This window comes from Streptococcus sp. UBA632, assembly GCF_002300045.1.
Classification (GTDB): domain Bacteria; phylum Bacillota; class Bacilli; order Lactobacillales; family Streptococcaceae; genus Streptococcus; species Streptococcus alactolyticus.
The window spans coordinates 1-23,601 of record NZ_DBPA01000016.1; the positions used below are offsets into that span (position 1 = coordinate 1).

Sequence of the window (23,601 nt, forward strand, 5' to 3'; positions counted from 1 at the left end):
TTTCTCCCGTCGGAGATTTTCTCACTACTAATCTTAGTATGTTTTTATTTGTTGTAAAAATCTGCAATGGCCTAATCGATGAGAGAAAAATGAACGTTTTGTGTGCTTAGTTTACCCCGCTTTCCCCAAAAAAGCCGCAAAATATGATACAATAAAAGAAATATAAATGGTTGTGAGTTATGAATTATTTAAAAAATCTTTTGGCAAATTATAAGTTTGACCCTAGTAAATTTAGATTAGGCATGCGGACCATTAAGACCGGATTAGCCGTTTTCTTAGTCTTGTTGATTTTTCACCTGTTTGGATGGGAAGGATTGCAAATCGGGACTTTGACGGCTGTTTTCTGTTTACGCGAAAATTTTGATAAAAGCGTGCATTTTGGCTTTTCAAGGGTTGTGGGAAATAGTGTAGGTGGTTTCTTATCACTGATTTTCTTTTTTATCAATCAATTTTTTGACTACCATTTCTGGGTTACCTTAGTTTTCATCCCTATTTTTTCGATGCTGGGCATTATGATAAATGTGGCTATCAACAATAAAGCAGGAATCATTGGAGGGACGTCTGCTCTTTTGATTATTACGCTTTCTATCCCACCAGGAGATACGGTTTTATACGTTTTTGCACGTATTTTTGAAACCTTCTGCGGGGTCTTTGTAGCCATTATTGTTAATGCGGATGTCAATGAAGTTCGGAAATTAATTCGTAGGCGAGAACATAAATAAAATTATATGTCATGTTTTCTAACATAAAGGGTTGACAGTTTAGAATTTTCAGATTATAATGGATAGCGGAAGGAGGTCACCATGAGAGAAAAAGAACTCAGACGTTCCATGGCGGTATTTCCTATTGGAACAGTAATGAAGTTGACGGATTTAACTGCACGTCAGATTCGTTATTATGAAGATCAGGGCTTAATTACGCCGGAGAGAACATCGGGGAATCGTCGCATGTATTCGTTGAATGACATGGATCGATTGCTTGAAATCAAAGATTTTCTCAATGAGGGGCTTAATATTGCAGCGATTAAACGTGAGTATGCGGAGCGGCAAGACAAAGCTAATCAAAAACAGAAATCTTTGACCGATGCTGATGTTCGCCGTATCTTACAAGATGAACTCCGAAACCAAGGGCGTTTTTCAACCCCATCGCAGTATATTAGTAATTGGCGCATCTAGGTCGAGTGTATCGGCTTTCTGTAAAAAAAGGAGACCTTAATTCATGACTATTACAGCATCAGACATTCGTCGCGAAGTTAAAGAAAAAAATGTAACATTTCTACGCTTGATGTTTTCAGATATTGCTGGAACATTGAAAAACGTGGAAATCCCAGCTACTGATGAACAGCTTGACAAAGTATTAGCCAACAAAGCTATGTTTGATGGCTCTTCAATCGAAGGATTTGTACGTATCAACGAATCTGATATGTTTTTACATCCTGACCTTGACACATGGACTGTTTTCCCTTGGGGTGGTGAAAATGGTGCTGTTGCAGGTTTGATTTGTGACATTTACACAGCAGAAGGTGAGCCTTTTGCAGGTGACCCACGTGGTAACTTGAAACGTGCTCTACGTCACATGGAAAAAGTTGGTTTCAAATCATTTAACCTTGGTCCAGAACCAGAATTCTTCTTGTTCAAATTGGATGAAAAAGGTGAACCAACTCTTGAAGTAAACGACCGCGGTGGTTATTTTGACCTTGCACCAACAGACCTTGCTGATAACACACGTCGTGAAATCGTTAACGTGTTGACTGAAATGGGATTTGAAGTTGAAGCAAGTCACCACGAAGTTGCGGTTGGACAACACGAAATTGATTTCAAATATGCTGATGTTTTGAAAGCATGTGACAACATTCAAATTTTCAAACTCGTTGTTAAAACAATTGCTCGTAAACATGGTCTTTACGCAACATTTATGGCAAAACCAAAATTCGGTATTAATGGTTCTGGTATGCACTGTAACATGTCATTGTTTGACTACGATGGCAACAATGCTTTCTTTGATACAGAAGATCCAAAAGGAATGCAATTGTCAGAAACAGCTTACTACTTCCTTGGCGGTTTGATGAAACATGCTTACAACTATACTGCTATTATGAATCCAACTGTAAACTCATACAAACGCTTGGTTCCTGGATATGAAGCACCTGTTTACATTGCATGGGCTTGTCGTAACCGTTCACCACTTATTCGCGTTCCTGCATCTCGTGGTATGGGAACTCGTTTGGAACTTCGTTCTGTTGACCCAACAGCAAACCCATACTTAGCACTTGCAGTTCTTCTTGAAGCAGGTCTTGATGGTATTGAAAATAAAATTGAAGCTCCAGCTCCAGTAGAATCAAATATTTATGTGATGACTGAAGAAGAACGTAAAGAAGCAGGCATTCACGACCTTCCTTCTACTTTGCATAATGCGGTTAAAGCCTTGCAAGAAGATGAAGTTGTTAAAGCAGCTCTTGGTGAGCACATTTATACAAATTTTGTGGAATCTAAGAAAATTGAATGGTCAAGCTACGCAGCATTCGTTTCACAATGGGAAATTGATAACTACTTAGATTTATATTAAGGCATAGTGAGAACAGATTGGAGAAACAGTCCTCTATGGGACTTTTCTTCAGTCTTTTCTTTTCAATTGATTTTGAAGAAGTGCGACCACTTTTACCCCTCATAAGAATAGATAACCGATAATATTTTGAGTAAAAGAGTATTATTCTATCAAAAAATGTCTAGAATGACTACTCTAACGCCTCAAAATATGGTACAACATATTACAATATTCTGAATAATTAGATTATTTATACGATGATTGGAGTGAAGGCTATGAACACAGGTGCTATAGAGGCACAAAAAACAACGCTTTGGGACCCCTCTTTCGAGTCTGATGCTTGTGGAATGGGATTTGTTGCCCAAATTGATGGCATGGCTAGTCATACTTTGATTGACTATGCATTGACGATGTTGACACGAATGAATCACCGTGGTGGGACAGGTGCCGAACCTGACACTGGAGATGGGGCTGGGATGTTGCTCGCCTTGCCTGATGAATTTTTCAAACTAAAGGCAAAAGAAGCGGGTTATAGCTTGCCTAAAAAGGGTGACTATGCTGTCGCTCAGCTCTTTTTACCACAAAACGCAGAAGCCAAGGCTAGTCTTTTAGAGGCTGTTAAGGCTGAGATAAAATTGGCTGGTTTTCATGTGTTGATGACGCGTGATGTGCCGTTTCGTTATGATAATTGCGGTCCAGCAGCTCAGGAAATCATGCCAAGCTTTGTCCAAGTGTTTATTAAGAAACCAGACGACACGAAAGCAGGGCGTGATTTTGAGGACCAATTGTTCCAATTGCGTCGTCAAATGGAGAAGACGTTCTCAGCAGATGAATTTTTCATTTGTTCGTTATCGAGTAAAACTATTGTGTATAAAGGAATGTTACACGCTTTTCAGGTCGGGCTATTTTACCCTGATTTGCAAGATGAGCACTTCAAATCTCACATTGCGTTGACTCACTCACGCTTTTCGACCAATACTTTCCCATCTTGGGACCGTGCGCAGCCATTTCGCTTTTTAGCCCACAATGGTGAAATCAATACCCTTCGTGGTGCGGAAAACTGGATGCACAGTCATCAGATTGAGGTTTACAACGAGGAAAATTCAGATTCGGCTAAGTTGGAAAACTGTTTGGAATATCTTTACCGTAATGGTCGTGATATCCCGCAGAGCTTGTTGATGATGGTTCCTGAAGCTTGGGGTGAAGAATCTGGGCTTTCAGATGATTTGAAGGCTTTCTACGAATATGCGTCAAGCTTTGTAGCGCCTTGGGATGGTCCAGCGGCCCTTGTCTTTTCTGACGGTGATATGGTTGGTGCACGTTTGGACCGTAATGGTTTGCGTCCTAGCCGTTATTCATTGACGAAGGATAATTTCTTGATTTGCTCAAGTGAATCAGGTGTAGTGGACCTTGAACCAAGTCGTGTGGTTGAAAAAGGTGTGCTTGGTCCTGGTAACATGATGTTGATTGACACCACTTCAGGCAGATTGATGCGCAATGAAGAAGTCAAGGCTTATTACGCTGCTCAGCATCCTTACAAGGAATGGGTGGAAGAAAATATCGCTCATTTAAAAGACTTTGAGGCAGCCGAATTACAAGAAGAAACCACAGACATTGATACCATGTGGAAGGCTTATGGCTACACAGAAGAAGTCATTCGCACGGTGATTTTACCGATGTCTGAAAAAGGGGAAGAACCTGTTATTTCGATGGGATTTGATAGCCCATTAGCAGTGCTTTCTCATAAAAATCAATCCCTTTTCACCTTCTTCAAACAACAATTTGCGCAAGTTACCAATCCGCCAATTGATGCCATTCGTGAACAAATCGTGGTGTCAACGAGTGTTTACTTGGGTGGCGATGGTAATTTCAAGGCAGATGGTGCGGACAACTGTGTGAAAGTCAAGATTGACAGTCCAATGTTGTCAAGCCAAGAATTTGCGAAAATCGCTCAGTTGCAAGATGAGCGCTACCGTGCAACAACCTTGTCAACGGTTTATGATGTGGTTGAACCTTCTCACAACCGTTTGCAACGTGCTTTGGAAAACTTGTTTAAGGCGGCGGAAAAAGCTGTGGATAACGGCAGCAAGATTATTATTTTGTCAGACCGTCACATTCAAGAAAATCAAACAACGATTCCAATGTTGTTGGCCGTTTCTGGTTTGAACAATTACATGGTTGTCAAGGGTAAAGCTAGCCAATTCTCGATTGTGGTGGATACGGCTGAAGCAGTTGAAGTGCATCATTTTGCGACCTTGGTAGGTTACGGTGCGGCAGCCATTCACCCTTACGGAGCTTATGCGACCTTAAAAGAATACGGTAAAGATGAGCAGGCATTTGAAAAATACCGCAAAGCTTCAGAAAAAGGTATTGTCAAGATCATGAGCCGTATGGGAATTTCTACTATCCTTGGTTACAAGGGTGCCCAGCTATTTGAAGCAGTTGGTTTGTCTGATGCTGTTGTCAACAAATACTTTACAGGAACTGTAACGCGTATTGGTGGCTTGTCACTAGACCAAATTGAAAAAGAATACCTGCAACGTATCGAAGATGCTTTTGGTCCACGTCGTGGGGATTACTTGCAAAGTGGCGGTATTTACCAATTCAAGGCTGACGGTGAATACCATTTGTTTAATCCACACACCATTTACAATTTCCAACAGGCTGTTCGTACGGGCGATTACAAACTATTCAAAGAATACACGGCTGAACTAGACAAAGAAGCTTTGGAAACACCGACAACACTGCGTTCGATTTGGGAATTCCATTCTGACCGTCCAAAAGTAGATTTGTCTGAAGTCGAGCCTGCTGAAACTATTGTCAAACGTTTCAAGGTTGGTGCCATGAGTTTTGGTTCATTGTCTAAAGAAGCTCATGAAACCATTTCAGAAGCTATGAATGCCATTGGAGCCAAATCAAACTCTGGTGAGGGTGGCGAAAATCGTAACCGTTTCAAAGTCCAACCAGACGGACGCAATTTGAATTCTAAGATTAAACAGGTGGCTTCTGGACGTTTTGGGGTGAATGCGGAATACCTCATGTCTGCAGAAGAACTTCAGATTAAACTCGCACAAGGGGCAAAACCTGGTGAAGGTGGGCAATTGCCTGGTCAAAAAGTCTTCCCTTGGGTTGCTGAAATTCGTGGGGCAACGCCTGGTGTGCGTTTGATTTCACCACCACCGCATCACGACATTTACTCAATTGAAGATTTGGCGCAGCTGATTTATGACCTCAAAGCAATTAATCCTTATGCAAAAATCAATGTCAAGTTGGTGTCAAGCACAGGTGTTGGAACTATTGCCACAGGTTGTGTTAAGGCTGGTGCGGACAAGGTCGTTATTTCAGGCTATGACGGTGGAACAGGTGCCTCTCCTCGTAATTCGGTCCGTGACGCTGGTTTGCCGTGGGAAATGGGCTTGGCAGAAGCGCATCAAACGCTATCTCTTAACCGTTTACGTCAACGCATGACTTTGGAAACTGACGGTAAATTGATGACAGGTCGTGACCTTGCCGTAGCGACACTTCTTGGGGCTGAAGAATATTCATTTGCTAGCTTGGCTTTGATTTCTATCGGTTGTGTGATGATGCGTGTTTGCTCGCTCAATACCTGCCCTGTTGGTGTTGCAACACAAAATCCAGAGTTGCGTCAGCATTTTGCTGGAAAACCAGAACACTTGATTAACATGATGATGTTCATGGCAGAAGAATTGCGTGAGTACATGGCTGAACTTGGCTTCCGCTCAGTTGATGAAATGGTTGGGCATTCTGAAATCTTGAAATCCAAATTCATTCCAAAAGGGAAAGCCAAATCACTTGATTTCTCACGTATCTTGGGAACAGCTTATCCGATTAACCGTAAGACAGAAGACCCATTTGCAGATGCTCGTCAATGGAAAGAGTTGGACGGCTTTGCCAAAGCAGCGGTTGATAGTGGCGTTGGCGTGACGGTTAAAGAATCCATCAATAACGTGCAACGTGCGGTTGGTGCGAGAATGGCTGGTTGGCTAGCAGAACGTTACGGTAACGACACACTTGAACCAGGTTTGATTAAGTACGAATACACAGGTATCGCAGGGCAATCCTTTGCAAGCTTTATCACACAAGGCATGGAGTTGACCTTGGTTGGTGAAGCCAATGATTACATTGCCAAATCCATGTCAGGTGGTCGCTTGATTGTTAAACCATCGTATGATGCGGCTTACGATGTGGAACATTCACCGATTGTTGGAAATGTTGCCCTCTTTGGTGCGGTCAAGGGTGAAGCTTATTTTGCAGGTCGTGCGGGTGAGCGTTTCTGTGTCCGTAATTCAGGTGCAAAAGTAGTGGTTGAAGGTGTTGGCGCCCACGGTTGTGAATACATGACAGGTGGTGTAGCGGTTATCCTTGGCACAACAGGACGCAACTTTGCTGCTGGTATGAGTGGCGGTATGGCTTATGTTTACGATGCTGACGGTGACTTTGCTGAAAAAGTCAATCGCGAAATGGTTGACCTCTACAAAGTTGGAGAAACACGTGGGGACGATGTTTTGGTTGATATGATTCAAAAACATTACGACTACACAGGCAGTGCTAAAGCCAAACGTTTGCTTGATAATTGGGCACAAGAAGTGGATAAATTTGTCAAAGTATATCCAACAGAATTCCACGAAATCCACGATATTGAGCATGCTCTGGCTAAAACTGGCTTAGAAGGTGACGAACTAGAATTACGTACCTTTGAAATTTCGACAGGCGGAGCTGAAACAGCTGCCGAAAAAGAAGAACTACTTGCACAAGTAACAGGAGGTAATTAAAATGGCGGACCCATTTGGATTTTTGAAATATGAGCGAAAAGACAATCCTTATCGTCCTGTTGCTGAACGCATCTTGGACTTTGAGGAACTGCAAATCCCACTCTCAGAAGAAGAGCGTCGCAAACAAGCGGCTCGTTGTATGGCTTGTGGCGTACCATTTTGCCACTCAGGTACTTTTTACGGTGGTGGGCGTGCCGTTTCAGGCTGTCCTAACGACAACTTGATTCCAGAGTGGAATGATTTGGTTTACAAGGGTGATTACAAGCGTGCATTTGAGCGCCTATCTCGAACCAATCCATTCCCTGAGATGACAGGGCGTGTTTGTCCGGCACCTTGTGAAAAAGGGTGTACCGAAGGCCTTAACGGCGCAGGCGTTACCATTCATGACAATGAGCGTTTCATTATTGATACTGCTTTTGAAAATGGCTGGGTGGAGGACTCAGGTCGTCCACTTTACCGCACAGGCTTTAAAGTGGCGGTGATTGGTTCAGGACCTGCAGGGCTTGCTGCAGCTTGGCGTCTCAATCAAATAGGGCACAACGTGACAGTTTATGAACGTAGTGACCGTTTTGGTGGGCTGTTGATGTATGGTATTCCAAACATGAAATTGGATAAAGCAATTGTTCAACGCCGCATTGATGTCATGGAAAATCTTGGTATCACCTTTATTGCCAATACCGAAGTTGGACGTGACATCACAGCGGACGGACTCTTGCAACAATATGACCGTGTCGTCTTAGCTACTGGGGCCAGTGTTCCACGTGACTTGGATGTTCCAGGACGTCATTTGTCAGGCGTGCGTTTTGCCGTCGATTTCTTAACCGAAACCACGAAAAATGTTTTGGCATCTGAAACGAAAAAATTAGGTCCAACCCTTGAAGGTAAGCACGTACTTGTTATTGGTGGTGGTGATACAGGAAATGACTGTATCGGAACGGCCGTTCGTTTGGGGGCTGCAAGTGTTAAACAGCTTGAAATCACGCCAGAACCACCAGAAAAACGCTTGCCAAGCAACCCTTGGCCAGAATACCCAATGATTAACCGCACGGGTTATGGGCAAGAAGAGGCTGATTATGTACAAGACACAACATTAACAACTTACGCAACCTCAACCACTGAATTTATCGGAGCTGACCGTGGCCAAGTCATTGCCGCTAAAACGGTAAAAGTGGGTCCAGGCTTTAAACCAATTGAAGGAACGGAAGAAATCATCCAAGCTGACCTTGTCTTATTGGCTATGGGCTTCACAGGTGCTGAAAAATCACTCTTTGAACAATTTGGTGTTCAAAGCGTTTATGATGATTATTCAACCAATAATGACCGTGTCTTTGTTGCAGGTGATGCTCGTCGCGGACCAAGTCTTGTGATTTGGGGTATCCGTGAAGGACGCAAAGCTGCTGAAAAAATCGACCAAGGTCTTCGTATCATGGTTGCACAATAACACTAAAACACTAGAGCGTTTGAGCGTTCTAGTGTTTTTTTACTTGTCGATATAAAAAAAGAGAAGATCGTGCATCTTCTCTTTTGGTTTATTTACCACTGTCTTGTGGGTTATCTGGCGTGAGAATCATCGGAATGATGATTGGCTCACGTTCTGTTTTTTCGTATAAGAATGGACGAAGGGCATTAACAATAGCACCGTTGACCGATTGAATGCTAGCGTCCTTGTTTTTAAGGGCAATGCGGATGGCATTGAACAAGACACGTTGGCTTTCACGAATCAATTCGCCTGATTCACGCATGTAAATGAAACCACGGCTCAAGATATCAGGTCCAGCTAAAATCATTTGACTGTCAAAATCAACTGTTGCCACCGCAAGCACGACACCATATTCAGATAAATCATGACGGTCACGCAAAACAGCTGCACCAATATCGCCGATACCATTACCGTCAACGTAAATGTCTTGTGCGTTGAAATGACCTGCACGACGAGCTGAATGGGCTGTCAAAGCCAAGACATCCCCATTTTCCATAACAAAAATGTTTTCCTTAGGAATGCCGACATCCATAGCCAAACCAGCGTGGATTTTTTGCATACGGTATTCCCCGTGAACAGGCATGAAATACTTAGGTTTCATGAGGCGAAGCATCAATTTTTGTTCTTGTTGTCCACCGTGACCTGATGTGTGGATATTATTGACTTTACCGTGGATAACTTCGACACCAGCTTCTTGGATAGTGTTAATCAGTTTATTGACGCTGGTTGTGTTACCAGGGATTGGGCTAGAAGAAAAGATAACCGTATCTCCAGGTTGTAGGGTAACTTGACGGTGAGTACCGTTGGCAATGCGAGCAAGCGCTGCCATTGATTCCCCTTGGCTACCTGTACACATGATTAAAATTTCGCTAGCGTGGTATTTGTTGAGCTCGCTAGGGTCGATAAATGTCCCTTTTGGAACCTTGATATACCCAAGGTCAATCCCGTTAATGATAGCTTTTTCCATTGAACGTCCGAAAACAACGATTTTACGACCTGTTTTGACAGCCGCTTCAGCTGCTTGTTGCAAACGGAAAATATTTGAGGCAAATGACGCAAAGATAATACGCCCATGAATGCCTTCGATGATTTTCATGATGGATTGGCCAACCACTTTTTCAGAGTTAGTGAAGGTTGGGATTTCAGCGTTTGTTGAGTCAGAAAGCAAACACAAGACGCCTTCTTCTCCCAAAGCTGCCATACGGTGTAAATCAGCAGGTTCGCCGACAGGGGTGAAGTCAAATTTGAAGTCACCCGTACATACGATATTACCTTGAGGGGTGTGAACGACAATTCCTAAAGGTTCTGGAATTGAGTGAGTAGTGCGGAAAAACGTGACGCTCAAGTTTTTGAAAGTAAGCTCTGTGTCCGCATTGATTTCGTATAGTTTTGCGTCGCGTAATAAACCATGTTCTTCGAGTTTTCCTTTAATCAATGCCAAAGCCAAAGGTCCTGCATAAATAGGGATATTAGCTTGTTTTAGCAAGAAAGGAATACCACCGATGTGGTCCTCGTGCCCGTGCGTGATGACAAGGGCTTTGATACGTTTCACATTTTCAACAATGTAGGAATAATCAGGGATAACATAATCAATACCAAGGAGGTCATCTTCAGGGAATTTGATACCAGCGTCAACGATGATGATTTCATCTTGATACTCAATACCGTAGGTATTTTTCCCAATTTCTCCAAGGCCACCAATAGCATAAACCCCAACTTCCTCGGGTTTTAAATGGATTTGTGACATGTTATAACTCCGTTAGTTCAAAGGCACCTGTTTCTTTTTCGTAAGCCAGGTGTTTTTCTGATAAAAGTTCGATAAATTCGACATTGTAAGGTGTTTTTTCTTCAACGAGTTTACGCGTTTTGATGCGTCCTTCTAATTCGTTTGAAGCTTCAACTTCAAGGTAAATGACTTTTGTTTTCTCACGGTGTGGGCTGCGGTCTTTATTTTCTTGATAAAAAACTTTGTAAATCATAATAATCCTTTCTTTGACTCGTTATACTACCTATGGCTAACTAATTAAACGACACCAAAAGCTATCAAATAGTACCGTAGCTACTTGATTTTCGTCTATGTGATATTTTACGAGTAATGAATTAGCCTTGATTCGTTGCAATTATTAAAATTATATCATAAAATAAGAGTTAGAATCAAGTGAGGGAATTGAAATGATGAAAGTTTTAGCCTTTGATACATCAAGTAAGGCTTTATCTGTTGCCATCTTGGATGGTGAGCAGTTATTAGCGGATGTTACCGTAAATGTTAAGAAAAATCACAGTATCAATCTCATGCCTGCGATTGATTTTTTGATGAATTCAGTGGATTTAAAACCTGCTGATTTGGATAGGATTGTGGTCGCACAGGGACCAGGTTCTTATACGGGGCTACGTGTGGCGGTTGCAACAGCCAAGACCTTAGCTTACGCGCTGGGCATTGAATTGGTCGGTGTGTCAAGTCTTTATGCCTTGGCAGCGGCAACAGAGTTTTCAGGCATGATTGTCCCTGTGATGGATGCCCGTCGAAACAACGTTTATGCTGGATTTTATCGCGATGGTCAATTGGTGAAAGAAGAGGCTCACATGGCCTTTCCAGAGCTTTTAGCAGCCGTTCAAGATGAAAAAGACGTCTTGTTTGTCGGTGAAGTGGCTCCTTTCCAGACGCAAATTGAAGAGGCGTTACCCAAAGCTCAAGTGTTGCCAGTATTGCCATCAGCTTATGCCATTGGAAAATATGGACAAACCTTAGCGCCAGTGGATGTGGATAGTTTTGTACCGAACTACCTTAAACGCGTTGAAGCGGAGGAAAATTGGCTGAAAAACCATGAAGAAAACCCACACGCGGATTATATAAAACGTATCTAAAAATGAGAGAATTAACAGAAAAAGTAGCTGCCGTTTATGATATTTTGTCGGATGTCTATGACAAATCCCCTTGGACCAAGGAGCAAATCTTGTCGGATATGCAGCAGGATAATGTGGATTATTTTTTTGTGGAAGTAGACAAAACGGCTATCGGTTTTTTGGCGATTCAACAATTGGTTGGTGAGTTGGAAATCACAAATATCGCTGTGAAGAAGGCCCATCAAGGAGAAGGCTGGGGAAGTCAATTATTGGCGCACTTGGACCATGTGGATTTTCCCATTTTCCTAGAAGTCAGGGCGTCAAATACGTCGGCGCAGGCTTTGTATCAAAAATTTGGCTTTGAGGTGATTGGTAAGCGTCAGCGTTATTACCATGAGCCAGTTGAAGACGCTATTATCATGAAACGTGAGGGCAGTGAGAGGTAAACGAACGAATGAAAGACAGATATATTTTAGCTGTGGAAAGCTCTTGTGATGAAACCAGCGTTGCGGTTTTAAAAAATGAGAGCGAGCTTTTAAGTAATATTATTGCCAGTCAGGTGGAAAGCCACAAGCGTTTTGGTGGCGTGGTGCCTGAAGTGGCTAGTCGTCATCATGTCGAAGTGGTGACCACTTGTTTTCAGGATGCACTGGAGGCAGCAGGAATTGAGGCGAGCGACCTTGATGCTGTTGCGGTTACTTATGGTCCTGGCTTAGTTGGGGCGCTTTTGGTGGGAATGGTTGCCGCTAAAGCCTTTGCTTGGGCACACCAGCTCCCACTTATTCCTGTCAATCATATGGCAGGGCATTTGATGGCTGCGCGTGAAGTCAAAGAATTGACTTATCCTTTGTTGGCTTTGCTTGTTTCAGGAGGTCACACAGAACTTGTTTACGTCAAGGAACCTGGTGATTATAAGATTGTCGGTGAAACGCGTGACGATGCTGTTGGAGAGGCCTATGACAAAGTAGGGCGTGTGATGGGCTTGACTTACCCAGCGGGACGTGAAATTGACCAGTTGGCACACCAAGGCAAGGATGTTTATGATCTGCCTCGTGCTATGATGACAGAGGATAACTTGGAATTTTCATTTTCAGGATTAAAATCAGCAGTTATCAATCTACACCACAATGCCCAACAAAAAGGGGAAGACTTGGTCAAAGAGGATTTGGCTGCTTCCTTCCAAGCCGCTGTTCTTGATGTTTTGATGGCTAAAACCAAAAAAGCCTTAGAAAAATACCCTGTGAATACCTTAGTAGTGGCTGGTGGTGTGGCCGCCAATCAAGGCTTACGTGAACGATTGGCAAGCGAATTGACAGAGGTTGATGTTATTATTCCGCCTTTGCGTTTGTGCGGTGACAATGCAGGCATGATTGCCTTGGCAGCAGCGATTGAGTATGATAAAGGCCATTTTGCTGGTTTGGATTTAAATGCCAAACCAAGCCTAGCTTTTGATGGTTTATAAATAAAAAACCCTCTTGAATACCTTCAAGAGTGTTTTGCTATGTGGAAAGAGTTGTTAATAATGCAAACTACCAGCTACCCAACCCGTACACAAGGCTGCCGTGATATTAAAACCGCCTGTGTGAGCGTTGATGTCTAGTACCTCGCCAGCAAAGTGTAACCCTGGAACGTGTTTGCTCTCAAGGGTTTTAGGATTGATTTCCTTCAAATCAATGCCACCTTTAGTGACAAAGGATTTGGCCAGTGACATTTTGCCGGTCACTTTGATTGGCATGGCCTTGAGGTTTTTCACAAGAGCACTTGCTTGCTGCGGTGTCAGTTGTTTGACTTTTTCGGGAAATGTCTGCGCTAAAAAGCTTGCTAGACGTTCTGGTAAGAGCATTTTTAGGGTATTTTTGAGTGATTTTTCACGGTTTTCCGAGAGAAAAGCGTCCAAGTCCTCTGTGGATAACTTGGGTAGCACATCCAATGTGATGGTTTCACCGCCTTTGAGAAAACTAGACATCCGCAGAGCCGCAGGCCCAGACAAACCAAAATGCGTAAAGAGCAAATCATGCGTGATATGGTGTTTTTGATAAGTTAAAGACACATCATCCAGCGAAATTCCCTGCAAAGCCTTGTGGGGAAAGTCTGTCAGCAAGGGACTTTCCGCCGCTTCTAGTTCGGTAACCTTGATTTTGAAATGGCGAGCGATGTCATAGCCAAATCCTGTTGAACCTGTGGATGGGTAAGCTTTTCCGCCAGTCGTCACAATCAGTTTTTCACAGACAAACTCCTCTGTGGCAGATTTGATGTGGAAAAGGTTATCTATTTTTTTGACTGAAACCACTTCGGTGTTGGTTAGGACTTCACCACCTAATTCTTGAATACTATGTGCGAGGGCATCAATAATGATTTTAGATTTGTCTGTTTTTGGGAAAACGCGTCCGTGGTCTTCCACTTTTAAAGCGACCCCTCTGTCCTCAAAAAATTGGATGATATCATGGTTGTCAAACTGAGAAAAGACACTGTAAAGGAAGCGTCCATTTCCAGGAATACCTGCCATCAGGTCATCAAGCGTGCCGTTATTGGTTACGTTGCAGCGACCGCCCCCTGTACCAGCCAGTTTTTTACCCAACCGTCTATTTTTTTCGATGAGTAAGGTTTTATTGCCATAATAACTGCTGGAAATAGCAGCCATCATACCAGCGGGGCCACCGCCAATAATAATTGTATCATATGTTTTCATACCTTTATTTTAGCATAAAAGGTTTTAAAAAGGACAGCTAGCATATTTTTCTATTTTGACAAAGTTGACATATATGTCAAGCTAACGTGACAAAGATTGACGGGATAAAATTGACAATTGGTCGGTCTTATGATATGCTTTTCATGAGAATTTCAATGTAAAAGAGGATACTATGGCAATTGAAAAAACCGTCAGCGAAATAGCTGAAATCTTAGGAGTTAGCCGTCAAGCAGTTAACAACCGCGTGAAAAGTTTACCTGAAGAAGATGTTTCTAAAAACGAAAAAGGGGTAACGGTTGTCAACCGCAGCGGCTTGATTAAGTTAGAAGAAATTTACAAAAAAACCATTTTTGAAGACGAACCAATCAGCGAAGAAACGCAACAACGAGAGTTGTTAGAAATTTTGGTGGATGAAAAAAATACTGAAATCACTCGCCTTTACGAACAACTTAAAGCTAAGGATAAGCAAATCAGCACCAAAGATGAGCAACTTCGTGTGAAAGACGTTCAGATTAGCGAAAAAGACAAGCAGCTTGACCAACAACAACAATTAACGTTGGCGGCTATGGAAGATAGCAAACGTCTTCAGTTAGAATTGAACGAAGCCAAAGCTGAAGTGGAAGAAATCCAAACACGCACAGAAGAAGAAAAAGAGCAAGAAAGAGCTCAGGAAGAGGCAGAGGCTCAAGAAGGAACAGCACCTAAAGGTTTCTTTGCTCGTTTGTTTGGTGGTAGATAAGCACATCTATTGCTAGAGTTCTTTCAATTTGTAAGAAAAAACCTCCATTGGGGTTTTTTGTTTGCCGTAATTTGAGTGATTATGCTGGAGAAAAACATGGAAACATTACAACATTACATTGCTTTTGATTTGGAATTTAATACGGTGGGCGAGGAAACGCACATTATTCAGGTATCGGCGGTTAAGATGGCAAATGGACAGGAAGTTGACAGTTTTGACACCTATGTTTACACTGATTTACACCTTCAATCCTTTATCAATGGTTTAACAGGTATCACTGCTGAGAAGGTGGCGAGTGCGCCTAAGCTTGCAACGGTGCTTGATGACTTTAAAACCTTTGTCGGAGATACGCCATTAATTGGCTACAATGCCATCAAATCAGACTTGCCTTTGTTGGTTGAAAATGACTTGGACTTGACAGGATTTTACAAGGTGGATGTCTATGATGAAGCTTTTGCTCGTCGCAGTACAGATTTAAACGGTGTGACAAATTTAAAATTGACCAGTGTAGCAGAATTTTTAGGGATTTCGGGTCACGGTCATAATTCGTTAGAAGATGCTCGCATGACAGCTCAAGTCTATGAAATGTTTATGGAATTTGATGAGAATAAGACGTATTTAACTCAGCAAGAAGAGGAACACGGCGACAATCCTTTTGCAGCCTTAGGTGGTTTTTTTGATTAAAGCACCACTTTTTACAAAAAAGAAAAAATCCACTAAGGGAACCCCTTGCTCGTTACCTTAGGGCATGTTCTATAATAAGAGCAGAAAGGGGGAAGAAATGTCTTCATTTTACACGACCGGTGATTTGGCTAAGTTAGCTGGTGTTTCAGTCCGCACGGTGCAATATTATGACAAACGTGGTATTTTAACTCCGTCTGATGTGACAGAAGGTGGACGGCGGCTTTATGTGGCAAGTGATTTGGAGCAGCTGCGAATGATTTGTTTTCTGCGTGAGTTGGATTTTTCCATTGACCAAATCAAACGCATTTTAGCGGAAGAAAATGCTAAGCAAGTTTTGGAATTGCTTTTGGTTGAGCACATCAAGGAGATGAAGCAAGACCTTAGTGAAAGAAAAGCAAAACTTGACACAGCTGTCAATCTACTTGACAAGGTGAAAAATCAATCAGGTCAGTCATTGGCGTTTTTGTCAGACATTTCGCTAGTTATGCGCAATCAACACACTTTAAAACAATTACACAGACGTCTGTTTTTCTATGCTTTGCCCTTGATTTTAGTGCAATGGGGAACGCTGATTTGGGCGATTTTGAGCCGTCAAATACTGATTTTTCTTATAGGAGAAATCGTTATCATTCCTTTGACTTTTTGGTTGGTTAAGAAAAAATACGCTACTCAGGTTGCCTTTGTGTGCCCTAATTGCCACAGTGTTTTCCAGCCGTCTTATAAGGCCATTATACTGGCGCCTCATACGCCTAAAACACGGAAATTAAGGTGCCCGCATTGTCATGAAAAATCTTATTGCTTAGAAGTTGCCAAAGAAAAGTAAAAAAGCCCGAACCATTTGGTTCGGGCTTTTTGTCTTCTTAAAATGGCAATTTACCAGCAAAGGCGCCAAGTGTTTTTTGAGTGGCATCATCGATTTGAGAAAGGGCATCGTTGATGGCTTGTGTGGTCATATCTTGAAGAGTTTCCACGTCTTCAGGGTCAACAATAGCTTCTTTAAAAGTGATGTTCACTAATTTTTTATCCCCTGTAAAAACAACGCTGACAAGGTCTTGGGCAGATGTGCCTGTAAAGGTTGTTTCAGCCAATTCAGCTTGTTTTTTCTCCATTTGTTTTTGGAGTTTTTGAGCTTGACGCATCATATTTTGCATATTCATCATGAGATTTGTAAGTTCCTTTCTGAGTTAAAAAAGCGTTTCTTAAAACGTTATTATTATATCATTTTTTAGCCCTAAGACCAATCTTAGACAGAAGGTATTCTTTTTCTACTATTATAGGCACAAAAAACAAAAAAGTAAATTTTACATAGCTTTTAACTTTACATGGTTTTTACAAAAGGAATTTTGGGGATTTTACAAAAACTTTACAAAAAAACGGTAATGAATTTGATATAACCTGCCTATAATGAGTACCATAAAGATATCGAAGGAGAAATCACCCCATGAAAAAATGGAAATTGTTATCATCACTTAGCGTACTTGGAGCAGCTGCTCTAGTCGGACTATCAGCTTGCGGAAGCACTGCTAATGGAGATAGTGAAGCAGGTCTTGGACAAATCAACGTTGTAACACGTGAAGATGGTTCTGGAACACGCGGTGCTTTCATTGAATTGTTTGGACTTGAAGAAAAAAATAGCGATGGTGAAAAAGTTGATTTGACAACTCAAAACGCTATTGTAACTAACTCTACTTCAGTGATGTTGACAACTGTCGCAGAAGACGGTTCAGCAATTGGTTACGCTTCTCTAGGGTCATTGAACGACAGCGTTAAAGTGGTTGACATCGATGGCGCAGAAGCAACAGTAGAAAACATCAAAGATGGTTCTTACAAAGTGTCACGTCCATTTAACATCGTGACAAAAGATGATACAAACGAAGCAGCTAAAGATTTTATTAACTTTATCTTAAGCAGCGAAGGCCAAGCAATTGTTGAAAAGAGCGGTTATATTCCACTTGATGACAATGGTTCTTACAAATCAAGCGTAAATTCAGGAAAAGTTGTTATTTCTGGTTCTAGTTCAGTAACACCTGTTATGGAAAAATTAAAAGAAGCCTATGCTAAGGTAAATCCTGATGTGACAATCGAAATCCAACAAAGCGACTCTTCAACTGGTGTAGCAAACACTGTTGATGGTACAGCGGATATCGGTATGGCTTCACGTGAACTTAAAGATACTGAAGAAAAAGAAGGCGTTACAGCAACAGTTATTGCAATGGATGGTATTGCGGTAATCGTTAATGACAAGAACGAAGTAGATGATCTTACAAGTGAACAAGTTAAAGATATCTTCGCAGGTGATACTACATCTTGGGAAGACCTATCTGAGTAAGAGGAATTCATGAATCATACTAAAGAAAAAACAATGCAAGTGGTATTTTTCCTTACCGCTTGTATTTCCGTTATATCGGTTTTACTTATTTGCGTATTTTTATTCTCTAATGGCCTACCTGCGATTAAAGAAATTGGCCTAAAAGAGTTTTTGTTTGGCAAAATCTGGCGTCCATCTAGCAATGAATTTGGTATTTTCCCAATGATTGTTGGTTCACTATATGTTACATTGGGTGCCTTAATTCTCGGTGTACCAATTGGTATTTTGACAGCGGTCTTTATGGCACATTTTTGTCCAGAGCGCTTCTACAAACCATTGAAAGCAGCTATCAACTTGATGGCAGGAATTCCGTCGGTTGTTTACGGTTTCTTCGGTTTGGTGGTCTTGGTACCATTTGTCAGAAATAACATCGGTGGCTACGGAATGGGTGTTTTGACAGCTTCAATGTTGCTTGGGATTATGATCCTTCCAACTATTGTTAGCGTGTCAGAAACAGCTATTCGTGCCGTACCTGATTACTACTATGAGGGCGGGTTGGCCTTAGGGGCTTCTCACGAAAGAAGTGTGTTTTTCGTCGTATTGCCAGCGGCTAAACGAGGCATTATCGCCTCAGTTATTCTTGGACTGGGCCGTGCAATTGGTGAAACCATGGCAGTTATTATGGTTGCTGGAAACCAGGCCATTATTCCAAGTTCATTAACATCTGGAGTCCGTACCTTAACGACAAATATTGTCATGGAAATGGGATATTCAACAGGTCTCCACAGAGAAGCTTTGATTGGTACAGCCGTTATCTTGTTTATCTTTGTGCTGATTATCAATATCACCTTCTCGCTATTGCATAAGGAGGACTAATCATAGATATGGAAAATGTAAATCAACGAACTCTAAAGCAGCGTTTTGCATCGCGCAAACACGACCCTGTATCACTTATCTTGTTTGGGTTTGTGTATTTAGCGGCATTTGTGAGTTTCTTGATGATTGCTTTTATTATTAGTTATATTTTGGTGAAAGGTGTTCCTCATTTAAACAAAGGCTTGTTCTCTTTGACTTACACAACTGATAATGTTTCTTTGTTACCAGCCTTGATTAACACCGTCTTTATCACGATTTTAACCTTGCTGATTGCGGTTCCGATTGGTATTGGTGGATCAATCTATTTGACAGAATATGCGAAGAGAGATAATCCAATTGTCAATATCATTCGTATTGCAACAGAAACCCTATCAGGAATTCCATCAATCATTTATGGTTTGTTTGGTGCCCTTTTCTTTGTGAAATACGCTCATTTTGGTCTATCACTTTTGTCTGGGGCAGTGACCTTGAGTATCATGATTTTACCGTTAATCATGAGAACGACTGAGGAAGCCTTACTTTCTGTCCCAAACAGTTACCGTGAGGGAGCTTTTGCCCTTGGTGCTGGTAAATTAAGAACGATTTTCAAGATTGTTTTGCCAAGTGCTATGCCAGGTATTTTCCCAGGTGTTATTTTGGCGATTGGTCGTATTATCGGTGAATCAGCGGCTCTTATCTTTACCGCAGGAACAGTGGCAGAAGTAGCTAAAAGCGTCTTTAGCTCATCACGGACTTTGGCGGTGCATATGTACGCTATTTCTGGTGAAGGACTGTATATCAATCAAACCTATGCAACAGCTGTTGTCTTGCTGATATTAGTCATTGGAATTAACTTTTTATCAGGCTTAATTGCCAAACGTTTAGGAAGTGAGAATGGGTAATGAGTAAATTAACTATTGAAAACTTAGATTTATATTATGGCGATTTTCATGCCTTGAAATCAGTCAATTTAAATATTCCAGCCAAGGAAATTACCGCTTTTATCGGTCCTTCTGGCTGTGGAAAATCAACTTTATTAAAAAGCCTAAATCGTATGAACGATTTGGTCAAAGATTGTCGCATTACAGGTAATGTGCTTTTGGATGGTGAAGATGTTTACCGTGATTTAGATATCAATAAATTGCGTAAAAAAGTGGGTATGGTATTCCAAAAACCAAATCCATTCCCAATGAGCATTTATGACAATATTGCCTTTGGTCCACGTACACACGGGATTCATGGAAAGGCGGAACTGGATGAGATTGTTGAACGTTCGTTGAAACAAGCAGCAATTTGGGACGAAGTGAAAGACCGACTTCACAAGTCAGCCTTGGGTATGTCTGGTGGTCAACAACAAAGACTTTGCATTGCGCGTGCCCTTGCGATTGAGCCAGATGTCTTGCTTATGGACGAGCCAACTTCAGCCCTTGACCCAATTTCAACGTCAAAAATCGAAGACCTTGTTATTGAATTGAAGCAAAAATACAGCATCGTTATTGTAACCCACAATATGCAACAAGCTGTGCGTATTTCAGATAAAACGGCCTTCTTCTTGATGGGGGAAGTCGTAGAATTTAACCAAACCAGTCAACTCTTTTCTCTTCCTCAAGACGAGCGAACAGAAAACTACATTACAGGGAGATTCGGCTAATGCGTTCAAAATTTGAAAATCAACTCCAAGAACTCAATAAAAATGTTATTTTTATGGGGGCTTTATGTGAAGATGTTATCTCAAAATCGGTTCAATTTTTAAAACACGATGATTCAGAACTCGTGGATGATGTGATTGAAACTTACCATCGCATTGAACAACTTGAACGCGACATTGAAGAACAATGTTTGAAATTGCTGTTGCGTCAACAGCCTGTTGCAAAAGATTTACGCCATGTATCAGCTGCCTTGAAAATGGTTTACGATATGAAACGTATCGGAGCCCAAGCCGCTGAAATGGGTGAGATTGTCAATCAAGGACATATCCACCAAGGACAAGAATTAAAACACCTACAAACCATGGTAAGCCACGTTGTGGACATGGTAACGAATAGTATTGATGCCTTTGTGCATGATGATGAAGAACTGGCTAACCAAGTCATTCAAAATGATAATACAATTGACGCAGAATTTGATACAATAAAGATGGACTTAATGGCCTACTTCGCAGGAGAAGAAGTGGATGGCGAACACGCTATCGACGTCCTGATGGTAGCCAAATACCTTGAACGTATTGGAGATCATACGGTCAATATTGCCAAGTGGGTCATTTTCTCAATCACTGGGCAATTAGATGGAGATGAATAATAATGATTTATTGTGTTGAAGACGATGATGATATTCGCGAATTGATGCTTTATACGCTACGGACGACGGGATTTGAAGCCCAAGGCTTTCCCAACTCCGAGCTTTTCTGGCAAGCGATGGAGCAAGTCAAACCCGACTTAATCTTATTGGATATTATGCTGCCAGGAAGTGACGGTTTATCCAGTTTAGAGGAGTTGCGTGCGAAAAAAAGCAGTGAAAGTATTCCTGTTATCATGGCAACTGCCAAAGGAACAGAATTTGACAAGGTTAAGGGCTTGGATATGGGAGCCGATGATTATCTGGTCAAACCCTTTGGCATGATGGAAATGATTTCTCGTATTAAAGCTGTTTTACGCCGAACTCAAAGTCATGTTCAAGAGGATAAGACCTTGACGATTGGTTCTATTTCTCTTGATGTTCAAAACTACACAGTAAAGAAAGATAATAAAGTTATTCATCTAACGCTGAAAGAATTTGAACTGTTTGCTTTATTGATGAAAAACCCTAATCGTGTGTTTACCAGACAAGAACTGCTAAATCAAGTCTGGGGCGAACACTTTGTTGGGGAAACAAGGACGGTAGATGTTCATATCGGAACACTGCGGACCAAACTTGGTGATGCCAGTCACCTCATAAAGACTATTCGTGGGGTAGGATACCGACTGGAGGAAGAAAATGATTAAAAGAATCTTTCGCTCAACACTTTTTGTATCTTTAGGGATTTTGTTTTCAGCTATCCTGTTAATTATGGGGGCTTTGTACAATTATTTCACTAAGGTTCAAAGAGAACAGTTGCGAACAGAAACTGCCTTGATTGCTCAAGGGGTTTCACTAGAAGGAAAAAATTATTTTGAAAATCTAAACGTTTCCAATGTTCGTATTACTTGGGTTGACAACGAGGGAACGATTCTTTATGATAGCAACTCTGATGCAACCAAAATGGATAATCATCAGAACCGTAAAGAGATTAGAGAGGCTATGGAAGAAGGCTACGGTGAGAGCACTCGCTTTTCGACAACTTTAACAACACAATCTATTTATGTAGCGCAGCGTCTAGATGACGGAACGGTTTTACGTTTGTCCGTAACCCAGCATAGCTTATTGCTTTTGCTGATTCGTATGTTCCAACCGTTTGCCTTGATTGTCATCTTGTCAATCGTCTTATCGATTTGGGTGGCACGCTACACGTCAAGACGTATTATTGCACCGTTAAATAACTTGGATTTAGACCAACCTTTAAGCAATGATGCTTATGATGAAATCACGCCTTTACTTAGACGAATTGATTACCATCAAAAAGAATTGGCTAAAAAAGAGTCACAATTAAACCAGAAAAAAGAAGAATTCGATACGATTATTTCAAAAATCAAGGAAGGGATTATCTTGCTGGATGCAGGCTGTCATGTCATTAGCATGAATGCTGCAGCCCAAGACCTCTTCCAAACAGACCAAAGTTGTATCGGCAAGGATATCTTAAAAACAACAAGGGATTTAGCCTTTAATAACTTGCTAGAAGCAGGTCTTAAAGGAGATAACCAAGAAGGGATTGTTCATTTTGATAAGGACAGTTACAAGGTCTTGATTCGTCCGATTTTATCAGATGGTCATATGACTGGATTGGTGGTTCTTTTGTTCGATGTGACAGAACAATTGCAAATTGAACAATTACGACATGAGTTCACTGCAAACGTGTCACATGAGCTTAAAACGCCTCTGCACGTCATTTCAGGCTATTCAGAAATGCTAGTTAATGGCTTAGTATCTGCTGATGATGTACCTCGTTTTGCAGGAAAGATTTACAAAGAATCCAAACAAATGGTGCAGTTGGTTGAGGACATTATCAAATTGTCACAATTGGATGAAACTGACCAAGTACCAATGGAAGATGTGGATCTTTACCGCGTTGCTAAAAGTGTCTTGAGCAGTTTATCTGCTAAAGCCAAACAACGTGATGTTCAGCTTCAACTTAAGGGACAACCGACCCATATCACGGGTAATCCAGCCTTGATTCATTCTGTTTTGTACAATTTGAGCGACAATGCTATTACCTACAACCGTGATGGCGGTAGCGTAAATATTACGATAACAGATGAAGCAGACAAGATTTCTGTTGATGTCAAAGATACGGGAATTGGTATCTCAAAAGAAGAACAAGAACGCATTTTTGAACGCTTCTATCGCATCGATAAGAGTCGCTCAAGAAAAGTTGGTGGAACGGGTCTGGGGCTTTCAATTGTTAAACACGCTTTGAAACTCCATAACGCTTCAATCAATGTTCGTAGCGTTCCTGATGAGGGAACAACCATGACTCTCACCTTTAAAAAGTAATACTAAAAAAAGAAGTGGCTCATTGTCAACTGTAGTGGG

General features: G+C 41.5%; 22 protein-coding genes. 18 read left to right on the plus strand and 4 right to left on the minus strand.

Features of this window, described 5'->3' with window-relative positions; genetic code table 11:
• The first annotated feature begins 179 nt into the window (after positions 1 to 179).
• The 5 genes from B3473_RS01625 (at position 180) to B3473_RS01645 (ending at position 8,778) form a co-directional block, all read left to right on the plus strand.
• Positions 180 to 722, plus strand: coding sequence for an FUSC family protein (locus tag B3473_RS01625; RefSeq protein WP_154455187.1), 543 nt, complete (start codon positions 180 to 182; stop codon positions 720 to 722).
• Between the two features lie 81 nt (positions 723 to 803).
• Positions 804 to 1,175: a MerR family transcriptional regulator gene (locus tag B3473_RS01630; protein WP_154455188.1), complete on the plus strand. Its 372-nt coding sequence runs from the start codon at positions 804 to 806 to the stop codon at positions 1,173 to 1,175.
• Between the two features lie 43 nt (positions 1,176 to 1,218).
• On the plus strand, positions 1,219 to 2,565 hold the full coding sequence (gene glnA, locus B3473_RS01635) for a type I glutamate--ammonia ligase (RefSeq protein WP_154455189.1): 1,347 nt from the start codon (positions 1,219 to 1,221) through the stop codon (positions 2,563 to 2,565).
• Between the two features lie 254 nt (positions 2,566 to 2,819).
• Positions 2,820 to 7,337 (plus strand): glutamate synthase large subunit, encoded by a 4,518-nt coding sequence (gene gltB, locus B3473_RS01640; RefSeq protein ID WP_293651016.1) that lies wholly within the window; start codon positions 2,820 to 2,822, stop codon positions 7,335 to 7,337.
• Between the two features lies 1 nt (position 7,338).
• Entirely contained in the window at positions 7,339 to 8,778 is a 1,440-nt protein-coding gene (locus B3473_RS01645) for a glutamate synthase subunit beta (protein ID WP_235281057.1), read from the plus strand.
• A gap of 88 nt (positions 8,779 to 8,866) precedes the next feature.
• Here the strand turns inward: B3473_RS01645 and rnjA are convergent, their stop codons facing one another.
• Positions 8,867 to 10,564, minus strand: a complete 1,698-nt coding sequence (gene rnjA, locus B3473_RS01650) for a ribonuclease J1 (protein WP_154455191.1) — start codon at positions 10,562 to 10,564, stop codon at positions 8,867 to 8,869.
• Position 10,565: 1 nt separating this feature from the next.
• Positions 10,566 to 10,796 carry a DNA-dependent RNA polymerase subunit epsilon gene (locus tag B3473_RS01655; protein ID WP_154455192.1) on the minus strand — a complete coding sequence of 77 codons (231 nt, stop codon included), beginning with the start codon at positions 10,794 to 10,796 and terminating at the stop codon, positions 10,566 to 10,568.
• A 193-nt stretch (positions 10,797 to 10,989) separates the two neighbouring features.
• On the opposite strand from B3473_RS01655, the gene tsaB reads away from it, so the two are divergent.
• From tsaB to tsaD, 3 genes are read left to right on the plus strand one after another with little or no spacing between them, the layout of a single operon-like run.
• Positions 10,990 to 11,682: a tRNA (adenosine(37)-N6)-threonylcarbamoyltransferase complex dimerization subunit type 1 TsaB gene (tsaB, locus tag B3473_RS01660; RefSeq protein ID WP_235281071.1), complete on the plus strand. Its 693-nt coding sequence runs from the start codon at positions 10,990 to 10,992 to the stop codon at positions 11,680 to 11,682.
• A 2-nt stretch (positions 11,683 to 11,684) separates the two neighbouring features.
• Positions 11,685 to 12,107 (plus strand): ribosomal protein S18-alanine N-acetyltransferase, encoded by a 423-nt coding sequence (gene rimI / locus B3473_RS01665; RefSeq protein ID WP_154455194.1) that lies wholly within the window; start codon positions 11,685 to 11,687, stop codon positions 12,105 to 12,107.
• A gap of 8 nt (positions 12,108 to 12,115) precedes the next feature.
• A complete protein-coding gene (gene tsaD, locus B3473_RS01670; protein ID WP_154455195.1) occupies positions 12,116 to 13,123 on the plus strand; it encodes a tRNA (adenosine(37)-N6)-threonylcarbamoyltransferase complex transferase subunit TsaD in 1,008 nt (335 codons plus the stop codon).
• A gap of 54 nt (positions 13,124 to 13,177) precedes the next feature.
• Here the strand turns inward: tsaD and B3473_RS01675 are convergent, their stop codons facing one another.
• Positions 13,178 to 14,350, minus strand: a complete 1,173-nt coding sequence (locus B3473_RS01675) for an NAD(P)/FAD-dependent oxidoreductase (protein WP_154455196.1) — start codon at positions 14,348 to 14,350, stop codon at positions 13,178 to 13,180.
• 172 nt (positions 14,351 to 14,522) lie between these two features.
• Between B3473_RS01675 and B3473_RS01680 the strand changes: the two genes are divergently transcribed.
• The 3 genes from B3473_RS01680 to B3473_RS01690 all read left to right on the plus strand — a co-directional run bounded on the left by B3473_RS01680 (position 14,523) and on the right by B3473_RS01690 (position 16,596).
• Complete coding sequence (locus B3473_RS01680) at positions 14,523 to 15,089, plus strand: DUF536 domain-containing protein (RefSeq protein ID WP_154455197.1); 567 nt, start codon at positions 14,523 to 14,525, stop codon at positions 15,087 to 15,089.
• A gap of 96 nt (positions 15,090 to 15,185) precedes the next feature.
• Positions 15,186 to 15,773 carry a 3'-5' exonuclease gene (locus B3473_RS01685; RefSeq protein WP_235281072.1) on the plus strand — a complete coding sequence of 196 codons (588 nt, stop codon included), beginning with the start codon at positions 15,186 to 15,188 and terminating at the stop codon, positions 15,771 to 15,773.
• Positions 15,774 to 15,870: 97 nt separating this feature from the next.
• Positions 15,871 to 16,596: a MerR family transcriptional regulator gene (locus B3473_RS01690; protein WP_154455199.1), complete on the plus strand. Its 726-nt coding sequence runs from the start codon at positions 15,871 to 15,873 to the stop codon at positions 16,594 to 16,596.
• A gap of 37 nt (positions 16,597 to 16,633) precedes the next feature.
• On the opposite strand, the gene B3473_RS01695 is transcribed toward B3473_RS01690, so the two are convergent.
• The gene (locus B3473_RS01695) at positions 16,634 to 16,933 is read right to left on the minus strand and encodes a YbaB/EbfC family nucleoid-associated protein (RefSeq protein ID WP_154455200.1); all 300 of its coding nucleotides are present in this window, start codon (positions 16,931 to 16,933) and stop codon (positions 16,634 to 16,636) included.
• A gap of 281 nt (positions 16,934 to 17,214) precedes the next feature.
• On the opposite strand from B3473_RS01695, the gene B3473_RS01700 reads away from it, so the two are divergent.
• The 7 genes from B3473_RS01700 to B3473_RS01730 are packed head-to-tail and all read left to right on the plus strand — an operon-like array spanning position 17,215 to position 23,562.
• Positions 17,215 to 18,102 carry a substrate-binding domain-containing protein gene (locus tag B3473_RS01700; protein ID WP_154455201.1) on the plus strand — a complete coding sequence of 296 codons (888 nt, stop codon included), beginning with the start codon at positions 17,215 to 17,217 and terminating at the stop codon, positions 18,100 to 18,102.
• 9 nt (positions 18,103 to 18,111) lie between these two features.
• A complete protein-coding gene (gene pstC / locus B3473_RS01705; RefSeq protein WP_154455202.1) occupies positions 18,112 to 18,957 on the plus strand; it encodes a phosphate ABC transporter permease subunit PstC in 846 nt (281 codons plus the stop codon).
• Between the two features lie 8 nt (positions 18,958 to 18,965).
• On the plus strand, positions 18,966 to 19,838 hold the full coding sequence (gene pstA / locus B3473_RS01710; RefSeq protein ID WP_154455203.1) for a phosphate ABC transporter permease PstA: 873 nt from the start codon (positions 18,966 to 18,968) through the stop codon (positions 19,836 to 19,838).
• Entirely contained in the window at positions 19,838 to 20,587 is a 750-nt protein-coding gene (pstB, locus tag B3473_RS01715; protein ID WP_168261466.1) for a phosphate ABC transporter ATP-binding protein PstB, read from the plus strand. The genes pstA and pstB overlap by 1 nt, the downstream gene beginning before the upstream one ends.
• Positions 20,587 to 21,234, plus strand: a complete 648-nt coding sequence (gene phoU, locus B3473_RS01720; RefSeq protein WP_293651019.1) for a phosphate signaling complex protein PhoU — start codon at positions 20,587 to 20,589, stop codon at positions 21,232 to 21,234. Before pstB ends, phoU begins: the two co-directional genes overlap by 1 nt.
• A 2-nt stretch (positions 21,235 to 21,236) precedes the next feature.
• Positions 21,237 to 21,917: a response regulator transcription factor gene (locus B3473_RS01725; protein WP_154455206.1), complete on the plus strand. Its 681-nt coding sequence runs from the start codon at positions 21,237 to 21,239 to the stop codon at positions 21,915 to 21,917.
• The gene (locus B3473_RS01730) at positions 21,910 to 23,562 is read left to right on the plus strand and encodes a sensor histidine kinase (protein WP_154455207.1); all 1,653 of its coding nucleotides are present in this window, start codon (positions 21,910 to 21,912) and stop codon (positions 23,560 to 23,562) included. The genes B3473_RS01725 and B3473_RS01730 overlap by 8 nt, the downstream gene beginning before the upstream one ends.
• Positions 23,563 to 23,601: the final 39 nt, after the last annotated feature.

Coding starts and splice junctions, on each gene's coding strand:
- B3473_RS01625 (WP_154455187.1), top strand. CDS start 180: ATGAATTATTTAAAAAATCTTTTGGCAAATTATAAGTTTGACCCTAGT.
- B3473_RS01630 (WP_154455188.1), top strand. CDS start 804: ATGAGAGAAAAAGAACTCAGACGTTCCATGGCGGTATTTCCTATTGGA.
- glnA (WP_154455189.1), top strand. CDS start 1,219: ATGACTATTACAGCATCAGACATTCGTCGCGAAGTTAAAGAAAAAAAT.
- gltB (WP_293651016.1), top strand. CDS start 2,820: ATGAACACAGGTGCTATAGAGGCACAAAAAACAACGCTTTGGGACCCC.
- B3473_RS01645 (WP_235281057.1), top strand. CDS start 7,339: ATGGCGGACCCATTTGGATTTTTGAAATATGAGCGAAAAGACAATCCT.
- rnjA (WP_154455191.1), bottom strand. CDS start 10,564: ATGTCACAAATCCATTTAAAACCCGAGGAAGTTGGGGTTTATGCTATT.
- B3473_RS01655 (WP_154455192.1), bottom strand. CDS start 10,796: ATGATTTACAAAGTTTTTTATCAAGAAAATAAAGACCGCAGCCCACAC.
- tsaB (WP_235281071.1), top strand. CDS start 10,990: ATGATGAAAGTTTTAGCCTTTGATACATCAAGTAAGGCTTTATCTGTT.
- rimI (WP_154455194.1), top strand. CDS start 11,685: ATGAGAGAATTAACAGAAAAAGTAGCTGCCGTTTATGATATTTTGTCG.
- tsaD (WP_154455195.1), top strand. CDS start 12,116: ATGAAAGACAGATATATTTTAGCTGTGGAAAGCTCTTGTGATGAAACC.
- B3473_RS01675 (WP_154455196.1), bottom strand. CDS start 14,350: ATGAAAACATATGATACAATTATTATTGGCGGTGGCCCCGCTGGTATG.
- B3473_RS01680 (WP_154455197.1), top strand. CDS start 14,523: ATGGCAATTGAAAAAACCGTCAGCGAAATAGCTGAAATCTTAGGAGTT.
- B3473_RS01685 (WP_235281072.1), top strand. CDS start 15,186: ATGGAAACATTACAACATTACATTGCTTTTGATTTGGAATTTAATACG.
- B3473_RS01690 (WP_154455199.1), top strand. CDS start 15,871: ATGTCTTCATTTTACACGACCGGTGATTTGGCTAAGTTAGCTGGTGTT.
- B3473_RS01695 (WP_154455200.1), bottom strand. CDS start 16,933: ATGATGAATATGCAAAATATGATGCGTCAAGCTCAAAAACTCCAAAAA.
- B3473_RS01700 (WP_154455201.1), top strand. CDS start 17,215: ATGAAAAAATGGAAATTGTTATCATCACTTAGCGTACTTGGAGCAGCT.
- pstC (WP_154455202.1), top strand. CDS start 18,112: ATGAATCATACTAAAGAAAAAACAATGCAAGTGGTATTTTTCCTTACC.
- pstA (WP_154455203.1), top strand. CDS start 18,966: ATGGAAAATGTAAATCAACGAACTCTAAAGCAGCGTTTTGCATCGCGC.
- pstB (WP_168261466.1), top strand. CDS start 19,838: ATGAGTAAATTAACTATTGAAAACTTAGATTTATATTATGGCGATTTT.
- phoU (WP_293651019.1), top strand. CDS start 20,587: ATGCGTTCAAAATTTGAAAATCAACTCCAAGAACTCAATAAAAATGTT.
- B3473_RS01725 (WP_154455206.1), top strand. CDS start 21,237: ATGATTTATTGTGTTGAAGACGATGATGATATTCGCGAATTGATGCTT.
- B3473_RS01730 (WP_154455207.1), top strand. CDS start 21,910: ATGATTAAAAGAATCTTTCGCTCAACACTTTTTGTATCTTTAGGGATT.